Annotated in this window: 19 protein-coding genes; 14 read left to right on the top strand and 5 right to left on the bottom strand. The window is 58.4% G+C overall.

Annotated elements, in window-relative coordinates; translation table 11 throughout:
* Positions 1-21: 21 nt before the first annotated feature.
* The 7 genes from FHX03_RS34995 (at position 22) to FHX03_RS16125 (ending at position 4916) form a co-directional block, all read left to right on the top strand.
* Positions 22-729, top strand: a complete 708-nt coding sequence (locus FHX03_RS34995; protein WP_210298589.1) for a toxin C-terminal domain-containing protein — start codon at positions 22-24, stop codon at positions 727-729.
* 171 nt (positions 730-900) lie between these two features.
* Positions 901-1404, top strand: a complete 504-nt coding sequence (locus tag FHX03_RS16150; RefSeq protein WP_183778128.1) for a hypothetical protein — start codon at positions 901-903, stop codon at positions 1402-1404.
* Between the two features lie 421 nt (positions 1405-1825).
* A complete protein-coding gene (locus FHX03_RS16145; protein ID WP_097628996.1) occupies positions 1826-2455 on the top strand; it encodes a hypothetical protein in 630 nt (209 codons plus the stop codon).
* A gap of 280 nt (positions 2456-2735) precedes the next feature.
* A complete protein-coding gene (locus FHX03_RS16140) occupies positions 2736-3113 on the top strand; it encodes a hypothetical protein (RefSeq protein WP_131710846.1) in 378 nt (125 codons plus the stop codon).
* 108 nt (positions 3114-3221) lie between these two features.
* The gene (locus FHX03_RS16135; protein WP_245426869.1) at positions 3222-4160 is read left to right on the top strand and encodes a hypothetical protein; all 939 of its coding nucleotides are present in this window, start codon (positions 3222-3224) and stop codon (positions 4158-4160) included.
* 167 nt (positions 4161-4327) lie between these two features.
* A complete protein-coding gene (locus FHX03_RS16130; protein ID WP_097628998.1) occupies positions 4328-4579 on the top strand; it encodes a MafI family immunity protein in 252 nt (83 codons plus the stop codon).
* A 22-nt stretch (positions 4580-4601) separates the two neighbouring features.
* Positions 4602-4916, top strand: coding sequence for a colicin (locus tag FHX03_RS16125; RefSeq protein WP_097588476.1), 315 nt, complete (start codon positions 4602-4604; stop codon positions 4914-4916).
* A 68-nt stretch (positions 4917-4984) separates the two neighbouring features.
* Here the strand turns inward: FHX03_RS16125 and FHX03_RS16120 are convergent, their stop codons facing one another.
* Both FHX03_RS16120 and FHX03_RS16115 read right to left on the bottom strand, forming a co-directional pair.
* Positions 4985-5569 carry a DUF1349 domain-containing protein gene (locus FHX03_RS16120; protein WP_097629000.1) on the bottom strand — a complete coding sequence of 195 codons (585 nt, stop codon included), beginning with the start codon at positions 5567-5569 and terminating at the stop codon, positions 4985-4987.
* Positions 5566-5730, bottom strand: coding sequence for a hypothetical protein (locus FHX03_RS16115; protein ID WP_165503882.1), 165 nt, complete (start codon positions 5728-5730; stop codon positions 5566-5568). Before FHX03_RS16115 ends, FHX03_RS16120 begins: the two co-directional genes overlap by 4 nt.
* 66 nt (positions 5731-5796) lie before the next feature.
* On the opposite strand from FHX03_RS16115, the gene FHX03_RS16110 reads away from it, so the two are divergent.
* The 7 genes from FHX03_RS16110 (at position 5797) to FHX03_RS16080 (ending at position 13800) form a co-directional block, all read left to right on the top strand.
* Positions 5797-7323: an ABC transporter substrate-binding protein gene (locus tag FHX03_RS16110; RefSeq protein WP_183854533.1), complete on the top strand. Its 1527-nt coding sequence runs from the start codon at positions 5797-5799 to the stop codon at positions 7321-7323.
* Between the two features lie 81 nt (positions 7324-7404).
* A complete protein-coding gene (locus FHX03_RS16105; protein WP_183854532.1) occupies positions 7405-8346 on the top strand; it encodes an ABC transporter permease in 942 nt (313 codons plus the stop codon).
* Positions 8346-9215, top strand: a complete 870-nt coding sequence (locus FHX03_RS16100; RefSeq protein WP_183778136.1) for an ABC transporter permease — start codon at positions 8346-8348, stop codon at positions 9213-9215. The genes FHX03_RS16105 and FHX03_RS16100 overlap by 1 nt, the downstream gene beginning before the upstream one ends.
* Positions 9216-9263: 48 nt before the next feature.
* Positions 9264-9776 carry a RidA family protein gene (locus FHX03_RS16095; RefSeq protein ID WP_041672209.1) on the top strand — a complete coding sequence of 171 codons (513 nt, stop codon included), beginning with the start codon at positions 9264-9266 and terminating at the stop codon, positions 9774-9776.
* A gap of 69 nt (positions 9777-9845) precedes the next feature.
* The gene (locus FHX03_RS16090) at positions 9846-11042 is read left to right on the top strand and encodes an aminotransferase class V-fold PLP-dependent enzyme (RefSeq protein WP_183854531.1); all 1197 of its coding nucleotides are present in this window, start codon (positions 9846-9848) and stop codon (positions 11040-11042) included.
* 21 nt (positions 11043-11063) lie between these two features.
* On the top strand, positions 11064-12899 hold the full coding sequence (locus FHX03_RS16085; RefSeq protein WP_183778140.1) for an ABC transporter ATP-binding protein: 1836 nt from the start codon (positions 11064-11066) through the stop codon (positions 12897-12899).
* A gap of 79 nt (positions 12900-12978) precedes the next feature.
* Positions 12979-13800 (top strand): bifunctional allantoicase/(S)-ureidoglycine aminohydrolase, encoded by an 822-nt coding sequence (locus tag FHX03_RS16080; protein ID WP_097629005.1) that lies wholly within the window; start codon positions 12979-12981, stop codon positions 13798-13800.
* A gap of 193 nt (positions 13801-13993) precedes the next feature.
* Here FHX03_RS16080 and FHX03_RS16075 read toward each other — a convergent pair whose 3' ends face one another.
* The 3 genes from FHX03_RS16075 to FHX03_RS34500 form a co-directional block, all read right to left on the bottom strand.
* The gene (locus tag FHX03_RS16075) at positions 13994-14284 is read right to left on the bottom strand and encodes a ribbon-helix-helix protein, CopG family (RefSeq protein ID WP_097629070.1); all 291 of its coding nucleotides are present in this window, start codon (positions 14282-14284) and stop codon (positions 13994-13996) included.
* 150 nt (positions 14285-14434) lie between these two features.
* Positions 14435-14755 (bottom strand): hypothetical protein, encoded by a 321-nt coding sequence (locus FHX03_RS16070; RefSeq protein WP_097629006.1) that lies wholly within the window; start codon positions 14753-14755, stop codon positions 14435-14437.
* Between the two features lie 736 nt (positions 14756-15491).
* Complete coding sequence (locus FHX03_RS34500; RefSeq protein ID WP_246699258.1) at positions 15492-15683, bottom strand: hypothetical protein; 192 nt, start codon at positions 15681-15683, stop codon at positions 15492-15494.
* Between the last annotated feature and the right edge of the window lie 16 nt (positions 15684-15699).

The following is a 15699-nucleotide window of genomic DNA, read 5'->3' as shown; positions in this document are numbered from 1 at the left end:
TTCAATCTGTTCGACCTGATTGTGACCCCGGCATATGCGGGCGATTTTTCCACAGATTGCACTATTCGTCAGCGGGACGGTCAACTCATTCATCTTGGCATCAAGTCTTATCAGGACTGCCAGGATGCCATCTACGCTTATCTGAATACGATGGACGCTGAAAAGCGTTCGGATATTCTCAGAAATGCCGGCTTTGCCTTCGTCGTCGACCACCCCCTCGACGTGGAAACCTGGGTGAAGGGCGACTGGCTCCTTGATGCGATCAAAAAACTCGATGGTGACGACCCGGATGGCGCGAATGCCGAGGCTTATGCCGAGGGCCAGAATGCGGCCGCACTGGTCGGCGAACAGCTAATCGGCGAGCGCTCGAAGATCTGGCAGGACACCTCGATTTCCTGGAGCGTTAGGATCGATCGGTTGGAGGCCACAGGGCTTGACATCAATGCGATCATTGCAACCGCGATGCTGGGTGGCGCTGCAGGAAAAGGACCCGTTTACAAGACCAACAGTGAGGCAAAAATTGCGGCTACTGCACTCGGATTTGTAAAGATTAACGACACAACACATGGCGGGCAGCCCGTGTTTAAAAAAGGGAACCTATATATTACACGAGACTTGGATGGCCATAACGGGGGCGCTTGGAAGATGGCAACGTCTATCAAGAATCTCGGCAGCAAAGCCACCCGACTTGGGACTTACGACACGAATCTAAACCGCATAGGTGATTGAAATGATCTCAAACGGCGTCGACGCTCAAAACTGGACGGAGAGAGGAAAAACTATTCGCGATTTAATAAAAGAGCTGCAGTCTTTCGAGGATCCAGAACTACTCGCGGAAATATCTATTGACGGAGGCAAAACCACCCGCCCCATCAGTTTCGTTGGGAAGGAAAATGGGAAATGTCTAATTGTCTATACGAAATGATCGAGCAGCCTACCCTTCTTGTCGCGACGTCGTGCGACTTCGTCCGGATGAACCCTTTTGGCAAGGTCATCGGCAGTTATTTTGATCCGGTTGCCGGTGAGAGAAACCGACGACAAAAGGAATCATTTCTATGGCTGCAAGAGAGTGCAAATTGTACCGTCGAGGCCACGACCCTGTCAGAAAAAACTGAATTACGCGTCCGGGTTTTGCTGGCTGTACAGCAGTCACTTCTAGGAAGCGTTAGCCCTAATTTACGAGCGGTAACGTGCTCTTGGAGCAGTTCAGATATTCAAGTACGCGCGATATTTGACTTGGCTGTAAGTGAAATCGACAAGGAAAACATGGGCGAGGTTGAGACAGAGATCATGTCTCATTTTCCTGACCAGGAGGTGGCTGTAAGCTGCACAAGGGTGGATGCCCCTGCAATAATTGGTGCCGATCAAAACGAGGTATTTGTCTTTAAGCGGCGCGAAGGTTAGGGGCACCACGCCCGAACAGGCGGCCGCGCTTGCGAGCCGATCGGAACTTAAAGATGAGGCCAAAACCGTTTTGCCGCGTGCGTTGTCTTACATCGCCACCGTGCTCCGTTTCCTCGGGGTCCAGAAACGTCCGTCTCATCAGCGTCGACAGCTTGGCGTTCGGAGAACAGGCCGCGAAAGACTCGATCGGGGCCGTCCGCGCTGGCGATCGGAGCGCATGCGAGCGGCTGGCGCCCCGAACGGCAGGGTCTGGTAGCCGCTCTTCATCTCGATTGCTTAGGACCAATCGTTGATGGTTCAGTTCACATCGTGACTTTTGTAATGGAGCAAAGCTTACCGAAACATGGGCGCAGCGACTTATGTGATGCGCCCACGCAGGAGAGGTCGTCTGTTTAAGGAATCGAAGCTGTGCATGAGAAGAATGAGCGATACCCTTCGGTTGCTACTGATGTCAGTCAATCTCGCGGGATATGGAGCATCAGATCGCTTCCTCGGTTTTTTTGAAAGAGACACCCGATATGAGCCGGGCATGGAAGAATCTGCGGTCGATTTCTTCATGCGATATTTCAGAAACGATCTGGAATATTTTTTGATTGCATCCTCGGTACACGCAAACTCCGACGAAGTTGGGCATTACGGCGATGCTGCGGATGACCAGCGAGACGCCAATTTAATAGAGGGCCTTGTGGGGGCTGGGCTTATCAAAGAATTTGGTTTTAAAGAACGATTTGGGTGTGATCCTAGTTCGCAGGAATATACTGAATCGGTCGAAAGGGAATGGGCGAATATTGCCCTGATGAAAGCGCATGATTTCCCTATCGAAAGTGTGAGATCTTTACTTGTCGCAAAGATGATTGCGTATGGACTGTACGGTCATTGCTTCATGATCTCACGCGATTGGAATCTGGCTTTTTATCCACACGATGATTTTGGTTTTGGCGTGATAGGCTTAACCGACAACGTAAATGTACAACTCGCGCACGATTTTTTGGCGCAGGCGGATCAATTGCCGGGCATGCATTCAATCATCAGGACGCCGCCCAGCAATTGAGCCGAGCTCTGAAAGTAAAAGAAGGCGGTCTCCAATGTGGCAGCACCAATGGTTGGTTCCTCTGCAAGGGCGAGAAGACGACCTGGACGGTGGTGAACAGGACGTTTTCTACGTTTATTGAGAGGTGTATCTCGAGATACTGCTGGCGCCCTCTCCGACCCAACCGAAAAGTATATTCAAATCCTCCGGATAAGCGCTGAGTTTCGCAGTGCCGGGGGCCGCCGATAAGCTTCCATCGGACAAGAAGCAAACTATGGATCGAGAATATGCAAGGACAATCGTGGACTACCTCTATGATGAAGGAGATAGGGATATAATATTCTTCGGGTTCATCATCGGTGTCGTTAGCTTCGACAGAGAGGATGCCCCATACGAAAAATCTGAAGCCGACAGATTTAACCACGCACTCCGGCTGGCAAATTTCCTGATTTCTGATGGAGATTTTAATCCTGGAAAATCCATCCGCCAGGAAAACGGTAACTTTAGAAAAACCTTATACGAAGGTGGATTTGAGGAGTTTCGTCAAGATTTAGAGATTTTATTTGATGGAGGTGGCATCGACAATATCGATCTCGTTGCCGGTCCTTGGTTGGTCAAAAACAACATTGGTAAGTCGGCGTCATCCGTCCCGGACCGCATTTCTCAATTATTTGGGTGACGCAACCATGGATAAGCCTTTGACCTTGCCCCGTTTAATTGAAGTAAGCTCTGGCCCGTTGTGAGGTGTGGATCGGGAAAAACACCTCAAGCTTGGGAAGCAGTCTAGTTGACCATCAAAGAATGCAACCCCGCCTCAGACGAAGGTGTTCAGAGGAACAAACCGGCCGCAACGCGGCTATATGCGATCCTTGCGCGGGGAGCGAGAACGGGTGTTATATTCCGTCGCGGCCCGAGCAAACATGTGCAGCTAATTCGTTGGGACCTGCGCAACGATATTTTTGAACATGGGCAATGGTTCAAGGGACGCATCTACGAACGACGCTGCGATCTTTCCCCGTCCGGCCGACTGCTGGTGTATTTCGCAGCGACAAATCGCGCGCCCTACGGAAGCTGGACAGCAATATCAAAGCCGCCATTCTTTACGGCGTTGGCCCTTTGGCCGAAAGGGGATGCCTGGGGCGGCGGCGGCATTTTCGAGGATGAGGAAACACTGCTTTTGAATCATTCCCCCGAGTGGGAGGCCAGCTTCAAACTCGCCGATGGATTTCGGCTAAAGCCGGGAATGCATGTCAAGCCGTGCGGGAACCGGCCAGGCCGCGGTGAGGACGAACCCATCAATGGCCTCCTGCGCGAGCGCGATGGTTGGCGAGTGGTAGAGATCGGTGAAGAGCAGTACTGCGGTTTGAATGCGCCTGCGATTTTTCGCTTTAGCCAGCCGCACGTTGAGGAAAAGGTCGGTTCTAACGGTCGGCGCCTCCAAATGATACTCCACGCGATCGGTCGCAGGCAAAAGGCGTGGTACGGCCTCGATTATCGTGTGATTGATCGCGACGGAACCCTGCTCATCGATCTGCCTGAGAGCGATTGGGCCGATTGGGACGGCGGCGACCTTGTGTTCGCCCGGGGTGGTTGCATCTACCGATTGTCGAAAAGCCAATTCCGATATTATGCCGACAAGCGCGAAGATGCCTTTCAGCGCCTGTATGATTTCAGCGACGCACGCTTTACCGCTGTAGCTCCCACGCGCGCTGCACTCCAATATTGATGGAGCAGGCGGTTCAAAAAAAGCCGAGATACTCGTTACCGGATGAAAGTTGAGTGGGTGGACAGCCGGTAAACGGTTTGTGTTTCGTGCAATGCCGAATTCCTCATGGATAGGTGAGTTGCTCGGATTATTTCATAGATTTAGCGCTCAAGCCCCGTGAGGTGCGTATGGAAGTTGAGAAACAGCTGATCAAGCTCATAGGTGATTTCACCGGACGCCTGCCCGAGGAATATATCGGCGAATACATATCCCTTGCGAAGCACAATGAGTGCGCAGTCGCATTGGAAAATCTATGCACGCAATTGTACGAGCATGACGTGGTGCCGGCTCCAGGGGAACTGATCACCATTCGGGAGCTAGCCGAGGAAATGAACCTGGAGGAGGATACATGGCACTTCCTCAGGCATTCGAATTCGTGAGCTCAGTGCAAGGGCGACAACAGTGAACAAACTTCCAAACTGGCTTGTCCTCAATATCTGGCGAAATCTACTGGGAGAGATTTACCCAGCGATTAGGGCCATCGCCGTCGAATTCGATGAAAAGGCTCTTCTCATAAGATATTACCTTGAGCGTGAGCCGACCGAGTTTGATATCGAAAGCGCGGAAGTATTATCCACAAACGTTTTCGCCTCTGCCGGACCGGAACTGATCGAACGTATCGATACGGAATGTTCCTACGCAACGCGGCTTTTCAAAGATTTGGACGCATTGTCTGGGTTTGTATATTGCCGTCGAGAATACGACATGCCCGAGTGAGGATGGCTGTGTCTCCTGTTCCAGGTGGTGCAGTCGGCATGAGGCGCTTGAATGCGTCACAGCGTTCCTCAACTCAAATCATGCAGATCCGTCGTAATCGCCGGCCCGATCGAAAATTCCGAAAACCGCACCGTCAATCCACTCCGCTCCGGCGTACAGGCGGTGGGCCCGACCTGGTATCTGTCGGCGATTGGGAAGGGCGCTAGCCGCAAGAGCGGCCAGAAGCTCCCGTCGTGCGAAGCCTGGATGCGCAGGGCGCCGGCCGCCAGGGTGACGCGGATGTGGAAGTCCTCGAGTTCCTTGAAGGGTTGCGACACCGACCAGTCGGACCTGCCGTCGGTTACGACGGTGCTGAGGAAGGCTTCGCCGTCGGTGAATTCGACGCCGGTCTTGACCCAGCGGTTCTCGTCGAGGCGCACCATCAGGCCGGCCTGGTCGTAGAGGGTGCGGAATTCGCCTTGTATGCGGATCTGGGCGGTAAAGCTCTCGGCCGTAGGGAAGGCGAGGAAGTGGCCGCTGTCGCGGGTGAAGCCGTAATAGGTCTCCCGCCAGAAATCGGTCTTCTCGCCTGTTGTCAGCGTCAGGCCGGTTGCGTCGGCCTGCCAGCTTTCCGGTTCGTTCAGCCATTTTCCGTCGTTGAAATCGATGCTCATTCCATCCTCGCTTTATTGAAGCCGTGGCGCTGCCGATTCTTCACGCCCGCATCATGCGCGAGCTTCGCGCAGGCGGCCAGCCGCACATGCGGTTCGGCGCTGTTTGCCGCTGCGACGCTCGTCTCACGACATAATCCACGGCTTCCGCTTGACACGATCATTTCATCTCTTATTCTGTTACAAAAACATGAATTACATAATTGTGGAACTTAACTGGGAGCTCTCATATGAAACCGCTTGTCGCATTCCTGCTCGGCACTGCGCTCGTCGCCCTGCCTTCGACCCTGCTTGCTGAGGAGAAGGGCGGCGTCATCAATGTCGCGACGATCGGCGAGCCGCCGACGCTCGATCCGATGTCGTCGACGGCCGATCTCGTCGGCATCGTTACGCAGCATATTTTCGAAACGCTCTATACGTTCGACAAGAGCTGGAACGTCACGCCGCTGCTGGCGGAAAGTCTGCCCGAGATCAGCGCCGACGGCAAAACCTATACGATCAAGCTCAGGACCGGCATCAAGTTCCACGACAATAGCGACATGACCTCGGAGGATGTCGTCGCCTCGCTGAACCGCTGGATGAAGATCGCCTCGCGCGGCAAGCAGGTGGCCGGCTTCATCGACAAGATCACCGCCGCTGATGCCTCGACAGTGACCATCACGCTGAAGCAGCCCTATGCGCCGCTGACCTCGCTGCTCGCCTTCAACAATTCGGCGGCGATCATCATCCCGTCGGAAAAGCAGGACGAACCGATGAAGGAGTTCATCGGCACCGGCCCCTATATGCTGAAGGAGCGCAAGGCCGACCAGTATATCCAGCTCGTCCGCTTCGACGGCTACAAGTCCCGCGAAGGCGACAGCAATGGTTATGGCGGCGCCCGCCATCAATATCTCGATGAAATCCGCTTCGTGCCGGTGCCGGACCCGAACACCCGCGTCGAGGCCGCCATCTCCGGCCAGTATGATTATGTCGACTCGATCGCGGTCGAATCCTACGACAAGCTGAAGGCCTCTACCGCCTCGCAGCCGGTCATGTTGAAGCCCTTCGGCTACCCGGTCTTCGTCTTCAACACGAAGGAGGGTGTTGCCGGGAATGTCGAGGTTCGCAAGGCGATCCGCCAGGCGCTCAGCATGGAAGACATGCTGGCCGCGGCTTTCGGCAGCAAGGACTTTTATGCGCTCGACGGCGCCATCTATCCGAAGACCTTTTCCTGGTCGACGGATGCCGGCGTCGAAGGCGCCTATAACGTCGCCGATCCGGAAGGGGCTGCCGCTGCCGCCAAGAAGGCCGGCTACAATGGCGAGCCGATCCGCATCCTGACCAGCCGCCAGTACGAATTTCACTACAAGATGGCGCAGGTCGCCGCCGAATATCTGAAGCTTGCCGGCTTCACCGTCGATATGCAGGTGGTGGACTGGGCGACGCTGACGCAGCGCCGCACCGATCCGAAGCTCTGGGATATCTACATCACCCACAGCCCCTTCCTGCCGGAGCCGGCGCTGATCGGCTCGCTCTCGACCAGTTCGCCCGGCTGGTGGGATACGCCGGCCCGCAAGGCCGCCGTCGATGCCTTCACCTCCGAGGTCGACCCGACGAAACGCGTGGCGCTCTGGGCCGATGTCCAGAAGGCTATCTATACAGACGCGCCCTTCATGAAGATCGGCGATTTCAACGCCGTCGCGGCAAAGTCGGTCAAGCTTGAAGGTGTCGATCCGGCCCCGTGGCCGTATTTCTGGAACGCTTCGATCAAGAAGTAAGCATCGCCGCCGGTGCCGGCCCTGCGGGGCTCGGCGCCGGTTTTTTCTGCTGCATCTGCAAGGGCTTGAAGGCCATCATTCATGATCCGCTACATCCTCCAGCGCTTCTTTGGCATGATCGTCGTGATGTTTCTCGTCGTCACGATCGTCTTCGTCATCGTGCGCGTGACGCCGGGCGACCCGGCCGCCGTCATGCTCGGGCCGGATGCGACGCCGCAGGATGTTGCCGATCTCCGCGCCCGGCTCGGCCTCGATCAATCCCTCAGTCTGCAATATCTCTATTATATCGGCCAGCTGCTGAAGGGTGATCTCGGCCAGTCGATCTTCCTCAACATGCCCGTCACCTCCGCTCTGCTCGACCGCGCCGAGCCGACCTTCTTCCTGACGCTGTTTTCGCTCGCCATCGCCAGCATCATCGCCTTGCCGATCGGCATCTACGCCGCCTATCGGCGCGGCTCCTTCGTCGACCAGGCGGCAACGACGCTGGCGATGTTTGCCGCCAGCATCCCGAGCTTCTGGCTCGGCCTCATCCTGATGCAGTTCTTCGCCGTCCGGCTCAACCTCTTCCCGGTCTCGGGCTATGGCGGCCCCGGCTCGACCTTCGCGGACCGAATGTATCACCTGACACTGCCGGCCTTTGCGCTGGGCATCGTCTCCTCGGCGCTGATCCTGCGCTTCACTCGCGCCTCGATGCTCGATGTGCTAGGCGACGACTATATCCGCACGGCGCGCGCCAAGGGGCTGGTCGAGTGCAAGGTCATCCTCAAGCACGCGCTGAAGAATGCGCTGATCCCGATCCTGACGGTGCTCGGCCTGACGGCGGCGGTGCTGATCTCAGGCGCCGTCGTCACCGAAACCGTTTTCGGCCTGCCGGGTGTCGGCAATCTCGTCGTCTCGGCGGTGCTGCGGCGCGATTACCCCGTCATCCAGGGGGCGCTGCTCGTCATCGCCGCCCTCTATGTGCTGATCAATTTTGCGATCGACATGCTCTATCTGTTGGTCGATCCGAGGGTGCGCTACTGATGGCCGATATCGCAATCAAATCAGCCGAGAGCGAAGGCAGCAAATTCGTCCGCCGTCTGCTCAAGCGCAAAACGGTGGCCTTCGGCCTGTTGATCCTGGCGATCTTCGTGCTGCTGGCGGTCTTCGCGCCTGTCGTCTCGCCCTATTCGCCCTCCAAGCTTTCCATCGTCAACCGGCTGAAGCCGCCGAGCGGCACCTTCTTCTTCGGCACGGACGAGTTCGGCCGCGACGTCTTCTCGCGGACGATCTTTGCCGGCCGCCTGTCGCTGCTCGTCGGCGTTGCGGTCGTCAGCCTGTCGGCGGTGATCGGCGTGACGCTCGGCCTGCTTGCCGGCTTTTTCCAGAAGCTCGATACGCCGATCGCCCGGCTGATCGATGCGATGATGGCATTCCCAGATATTCTGCTGGCGATCGCCCTCGTCGCCGCGCTCGGCCCGTCCTTGACCACTGTGATCATCGCCCTGTCGATCGTCTATGCGCCGCGTCTGGCCCGCATCGTCCGCGCCTCGACCCTCGTCATCCGCGAGCTGCCTTATGTCGAGGCGGCGAGGGCGCTCGGCATTTCCACTTTCCACATCATGACCCGGCACGTGCTGCGCAACCTGCTGTCGCCGATCCTGGTGCAGGCGACGTTCCTCTTCGCCAGCGCGATGCTTGCCGAAGCCGGTCTGTCTTTCCTCGGCCTCGGTGTCAGCCCAGAAATTCCGACGTGGGGAACGATGATTGCAGCCGGCCGCCAATATATCGGCCAGGCCGACTGGATGACGCTGTTTCCCGGTGTCGCCATCATCCTCTCGGTGCTGTCGCTGCAGATGGTCGGCGACGGCCTGAGGGACATGCTCGACCCAAGACTTCGCAAGGACCTTTAATCCGCTGGCCAGACGTCGGCCAATCGAAATTCGCCTAATCCAATTCGCATGACAGGAGTTTGCGTGAATCAGTTTCCCAACGCCGCCGGCAAGGTTGAGAATTCGCCTTACCAACGGTTAGCCGCCCTCGGCATCAAGCTGCCGCCGCCGCCGCCGCCGATCGCCAATTTCGTGACGCATGTGGTGGAGGGCAATATGCTTTACCTCTCCGGCCAGGGGCCGCGCGAGGCCGACGGCTTCCTGCACGCCGGCAAAGTCGGCGCCAATGTCGGTGTCGATGAGGCTTACCGGCATGCACGGCTGACCGGCATCAATCTGCTCGCCGTCATGCATGATGCGCTCGGCGATCTCTCCCGCGTCAAGCGGGTGGTCAAGCTTCTCGGCATGGTCAATGCCGTGCCTGAGTTCGAGGATCATCCGAGTGTCATCAACGGCTGCTCGGATCTGCTGATTGCCGTCTTCGGCGCGGCCGGCGAACATGCCCGCTCGGCCGTCGGCTTCGGCTCGCTGCCCGGCAACATCACCGTTGAAATCGAGGCGATCGTCGCCTTGAATGGCTGACGAGAGCTTTCATATTCGGAGCAGCGTCCACCATGGCCCGTTGCTCGACTGAGACTTCTGGAGACCTTCATGCCCAATGACATCAGACCTTCGCTCGGCCTTCGCCCCGTCATCAACGTATCCGGCACGATGACCAGCCTCGGCGCCTCGATCGTCGTGCCGGAGGCGATCGAGGCGATGGCATCGATCCTGCCGCATTTCGTCGAGATCAACGACCTGCAGCGCAAGGCAAGCGCCGTCATCGCCCGCCTGACCGGCGGCGAGGCCGGCTTCGTCACCGCCTCCTGCTCGGCCGGAATTTCGCTGGCCGTCGCCGGCGCCATCACCGGCGACAATCTGCTGGCGATCGAGAAGCTGCCGGATGCCGTGTCCGAAAAGAACGAGGTGCTGGTGCAGATGGGCCATGTGGTGAGCTACGGCGCGCCGGTCGACCAGGCGATCCGGCTTGCCGGCGGCAAGGTCGTGCTTGTGGGACAGGCGACCTCGACGCATCGCTTCCACATGGAAAAGGCGATCACCGACAAGACTGCCGCGGCCGTCTATGTCGTCTCCCACCATGTCGTCGATTACGGCCTGCTGAACCTCAAGGAATTCGTCGAGATCGCCCATGCCAGGGGCGTGCCGGTGATTGTCGATGCGGCCTCAGAATATGACCTGAAGATCTTCCTGGAGCAGGGGGCCGATATCGCCCTTTACTCCGGCCACAAGTTCCTCGGCGGCCCGACCTCGGGCATCGTTGCCGGCCGGAAGGAGCTGGTGCGTCATGCCTTTCTGCAGAACATGGGCATCGGCCGCGGCATGAAGGTCGGCAAGGAGAGCATCTTCGGCGTCATGGCGGCCCTCGAAGCCTGGGAAAAGCGCGATCATGCCGGCATCCGCGAGCGCGAGACCGGCTCGCTCACCCTGTGGAAGCGCACACTCGACGGCCGTCCCGGCGTCACCGCGCTGATCGAGCCCGATCCGACCAACAATCCGCTCGACCGGCTGCGTCTTATCGTCGATTCCGAGCAGGCCCATATCACCGCCTGGGATCTGGCCGATGCGCTGGCGAGGGGCAACCCGCCGATCATCGTACGCGACCATGAGGTGGAGCACCGCTATTTCTATCTCGACCCGTGCAACCTGCATCCGGGCCAGGATGTCATCGTTGCAAACCGCCTGGCTGAGGAACTCGACAAGGCGCGCGCCTCCAACGAGATCATCGCAACCCCGATCGAAAACCGCAGCCGGCACCGCTTCGACGGCGTGCTGCGCTGGCCGGATTGAGCCGCAAAGGAACCGACTGACATGGGCAGCGTCCAAGCACAATCGATCGCTTCAGCCAGCACCGTTCTTTCCGTCGAGGGGCTGACGACGTCCTTTCTGGTCGACGGCGCCTGGAAACCGGTGGTGCGCGATGTCTCCTTCACCGTCGCACCCGGTGAAACCGTGGCGATCGTCGGTGAATCCGGCTCGGGCAAGAGCGTCACCTCGCTCTCGATCATGCGGCTGCTGCAGCCGGACATGAGCCGCATCGAAGGCCGCGTCATGCTCGGTGGGCGCGACTTGCTGGCCTTGCCGGAACAGGCCATGCGGCAGGTGCGCGGCAACGAGGTGGCGATGATCTTCCAGGAGCCGATGACCTCGCTCAATCCGCTCTTCACCATTGGCGATCAGATTTCCGAAGCGCTGCTCTGCCATTCCGATATGAGCCGGACCGATGCCAGGGCCGAGACGATCAGGCTGCTGGAAAAAGTCCGCATCCCCTCTGCCGCCTCGCGCTTCGACGAATATCCGCATCGTTTCTCCGGCGGCATGCGCCAGCGGGTGATGATCGCCATGGCGCTCGCCAGCCGGCCGAAACTCTTGATCGCCGACGAGCCGACGACGGCCCTCGACGTGACGATCCAGGGCCAGATCCTCGATCTCATCAAGATGCTGCAGGAAGAGGAGGGGACCTCCGTCCTCTTCATTACCCATGACATGGGTGTCGTCGCCGAGATCGCCGATCGGACGGTGGTGATGTATCGCGGGGAACAGGTGGAAAGCGGTGCCACCGCCGATATTTTCCACCGCGGCAAACACCCTTATACCAGGGCGCTGCTGTCGGCCGTGCCGGTGCTCGGCTCGATGCAGGGCCGCCGGCGGCCGCTGCGTTTTCCCGTGGTCAATACGGCGACAGGCGAATCGGACATACCGGCTGAGGCCGCCGATACCGTCGCCGCGACGCCGGTCTTGCAGGTGAAGAACCTCACCAAGCGTTTCGATATCCATTCCGGCCTGTTCGGCCGGCTGACCAGCCGCGTGCATGCGGTCGAAAACGTCTCCTTCGATCTTCATGCCGGCGAGACGCTGTCGCTCGTCGGTGAGTCCGGCTGCGGTAAATCGACGACGGGCCGCGCCATCATGCGTCTCATCGAGCCGCAGGCGGGTTCCGTTCTCGTCGAGGGCAGGGAGGTGCTCGGCCTCGACAGGAAGGATCTGCGCGAGATGCGCAAATCCGTGCAGATGATCTTCCAGGATCCGTTCGCCAGCCTCAATCCGCGCATGACGGTGGGTGCAGCGATCGCAGAGCCCTATCTCGAGCACCGGATGGGCAGCGCAAGAGAGGCGAGGGAGGTCGTCGCCGATCTGCTGGTCAAGGTCGGGCTCTCCCCGGACATGGCGGCGCGTTATCCGCATGAATTTTCCGGCGGCCAGCGCCAGCGCATCTGCATCGCCCGGGCGCTTGCCCTGCAGCCGAAGGTCATCGTCGCCGATGAAAGCGTGTCGGCGCTCGACGTGTCGATCAAGGCGCAGGTCATCAACCTGATGCTCGACCTGCAGCAGAGCCTCAACCTCGCCTTCCTGTTCATCTCGCACGACATGGCGGTGGTCGAGCGCGTCAGCCACCGGGTGGCGGTGATGTATCTCGGCGAGATCGTCGAGATCGGCCCGCGCGCCGCCGTCTTCGAAAATCCGCAGCATGCCTATACCAAGAAGCTCATCGCCGCCGTGCCCGTGCCGGATCCCGATCGGCGCCACGAAAAACGCATGGTGGCGAATGACGAAATCAAGAGCCCGATGCGTGCCGTGGACTACCAGCCTCCGGCCACCTTGTATCGTGAAGTCGGGCCGGGCCATCTGGTGATGGCCGACCGGTAACGAAAGGCGTTGGGAGTTGCTTAACCGGCCGGCGGCGCATAAAGCAGATGCAGAGACATCTGCCCGGAAAGCCGCATCAATGGACAAGACAGAGTATTTTTCGAAGCTCGGCGGTTTGCCGCCGCAGACCCAGTTGCTTTCCGGCAGGGCCGTTTTCACCACGGCTTACGCGGTCATCCCCCGCGGCGTCATGAGCGATATCGTCACCAGCCTCCTGCCGCATTGGACGGGAACGCGGGCATGGGTTCTCTCCCGTCCGCTTTCCGGCTTCTCCGAGACCTTCTCGCAATATGTGATGGAGGTTCAGCCGGGTGGCGGAAGCGACCGGCCGGAGCCGGACAAGCGGGCCGAAGCGGTGCTCTTCGTCGTCGAAGGCGGCATGACGGTGGAACTCGAAGGTGTCAGCCATACGCTGCGCGCCGGCTCCTTCGTCTATATCCCCGCCGGTTCGGCCTGGCGTCTGAAGAATGACGGCTCGGCTGCTGTAATCTTCCACTGGGTCCGCAAGGCCTTTCAGGAGGTCGACGGGCTGGAGCCGCCGCCGGCGATCGTCACCCATGAGGACGACCATCCGATCCGGGCCATGCCCGACACCGACGGCCGCTGGGGCACGACCCGCTTCATCGATCCGGCCGATGTGCGCTACGACATGCACGTCAATATCGTCACGCTGGAGCCGGGCGCGGTGATCCCCTTCATGGAAACCCATGTCATGGAGCACGGGCTCTATGTGCTCGAGGGCAAGGCGGTCTATCGCCTCAACCAGGACTGGGTCGAGGTCGAGGCCGGCGATTTCATGTGGCTGCGCGCCTTCTGCCCGCAGGCCTGCTACGCCGGCGGCCCCGGCCGGTTCCGCTACCTGCTCTACAAGGACGTCAACCGGCATGTGAAGCTCTGGTAGCGTCGGTCGCCGGAACTTAGTTCCGCAAGCAACGACGATAAAGCCTTGTGTTCGGGGCCAAGCGGACGCCGGTTCAAATACGAAGTTACAGGGATTATCGTTTCATGCCGCCGACGCGACACATCTGATAAGTTAGTGTAAAGGGCGTCTAAAACTCTGTCGCGATTCCATGTCGAGCTCAGACGTGGCAAGGTTATGCCGATCCGCCCAACTCGCCATCCTCGTCCAGCACATGCCCGGACAGGAAGCTGTTCTTTACCATCCACTCCCTGATGATGTATCTCATCACGTCTTCCCGTGTTTGCCCGAGTTCGCCGGCGAGGTCCCGCAAGACTTCATCAACATCGTCTTCCATAGAAACAGTCGTCGCATTGCGCAGCCGGAGTGCCGCTCGCCGAAGCATAATCTGCAGATCAGAACGCGGGATGTCCGCGATCCGGTCCGCTGCATCCTGGAGAAGCGTGGCGGCGTCGGACGATGTCATCATTGTGCGCTTCCCTACGTTCCTCACCAACCGCATGCGCTAAAGGTGCCGCCTGTCTCTTTGGAGAGCGGAATCTGTCGGAAATCGCGCGCTTGATAAAAGCGACTGTCGAAAGATGACCGAGACTGGATGAGGTTTGCGAGAAGTAACTTAACGAGTCTGCTCAGGCGCCGGTAGGCGACTGACTACAACGACTGGTCCGATTCCTTGTATCAGTTTGCGATTCTTTTCGAACTCCGCGGAGGATTTCGAGGACAGTGGTGCTTTTCCAAAGTGCCGGCTGAGTTCGATAGTAAGGGCGGCGGGCGAGGTCATTCCATCATTGTAAAGCTTGAACAGCAATTTGACGGCGATGTTGTAACATTTGGGATCTTCGAGGCTACTTGTGCAATCGTATCCTGCGTTGTCGAGTACGCCCTGCAATATAGCCATGTCAGAGGTCCGAACAGACATGTGGAGATTGGAAGACATGCTGCCCTCCTTAATTTTGGGGCGAAGGGAACCGTCAGCCTCCACGCAGTAGCGCCCGGGTAAAAAGCTACTGAAGATCTATCCTGCGCCTAATCAATGCGGCTGGCAAATTAAATATTTGGGATGAACAGAAAGCGATCAAGATTGTGCTTTGCAATGCGTCGCGGACATTTAAAAATACTTATAAATTTCCTGCTTCTACGTGACTAGCGGTCGGTTGCCGCTCTGTTTGCCGTCCTTGTTCAGGCCTGCAGGACGCAACGCGCTCTCGATCACGTCCTGAATTGCGTTCGAAGCCATCTCATCTCTCGCGCATATCTGGATCTTTTCTGCCGCGTCATCCGGTCTGACGCGTATTTCGAAGGATGGGCGGCGAGATCTCTTTCATTTAATCATGTTGGTCCGCGCAATAGGGCCACTTACCACATGTGTGCCGCCCGGCCTCCGAATGAACTCGGTGCAAGGAAGATTCCGTCAGCCTTTACTCAAGCCGGAGCAATGGTGCTATCACCCGACAGCATGCCGGCAATCGCGCCTGTAATTGGCATGGTCGCTGCAGGATAACCATGGCGCGGCATCTCCATATCAGCGAACACGACGATGGTTCGGCATTCCTCGCTCAATCGCCTCACGGGGTCATCAAGTTCTTTCCGCAGGGGCGTCCGGCTCGGGTTGCGCTCCCTTCGTTTTCCCATGATGCCAAAGCCTCAGGATCGGCGCCCATCTTCCACCGCCTCTAAGAGGGGTAGGCGGGCACCCGGATCGTCGCTGCCCTGATGCGCCGGACTACCATCACCCCTTCGCGACGGTCGCCATTTTCCGAAGCAACGAGATCTGTCGTCGCGTAGTCCGCTCGCTTGAGGATGGACAGCAGCCGCCAATTCTCGTCGCGTTTCGCAGCAGTTTCAGTTGTGATGATTACTACCATAACCATCCCTTAAAAG

The organism is Rhizobium sp. BK456, assembly GCF_014194045.1.
In the GTDB taxonomy this organism is placed as follows: domain Bacteria; phylum Pseudomonadota; class Alphaproteobacteria; order Rhizobiales; family Rhizobiaceae; genus Rhizobium; species Rhizobium redzepovicii.
This window is presented reverse-complemented; position numbering and strand designations above follow the sequence as displayed.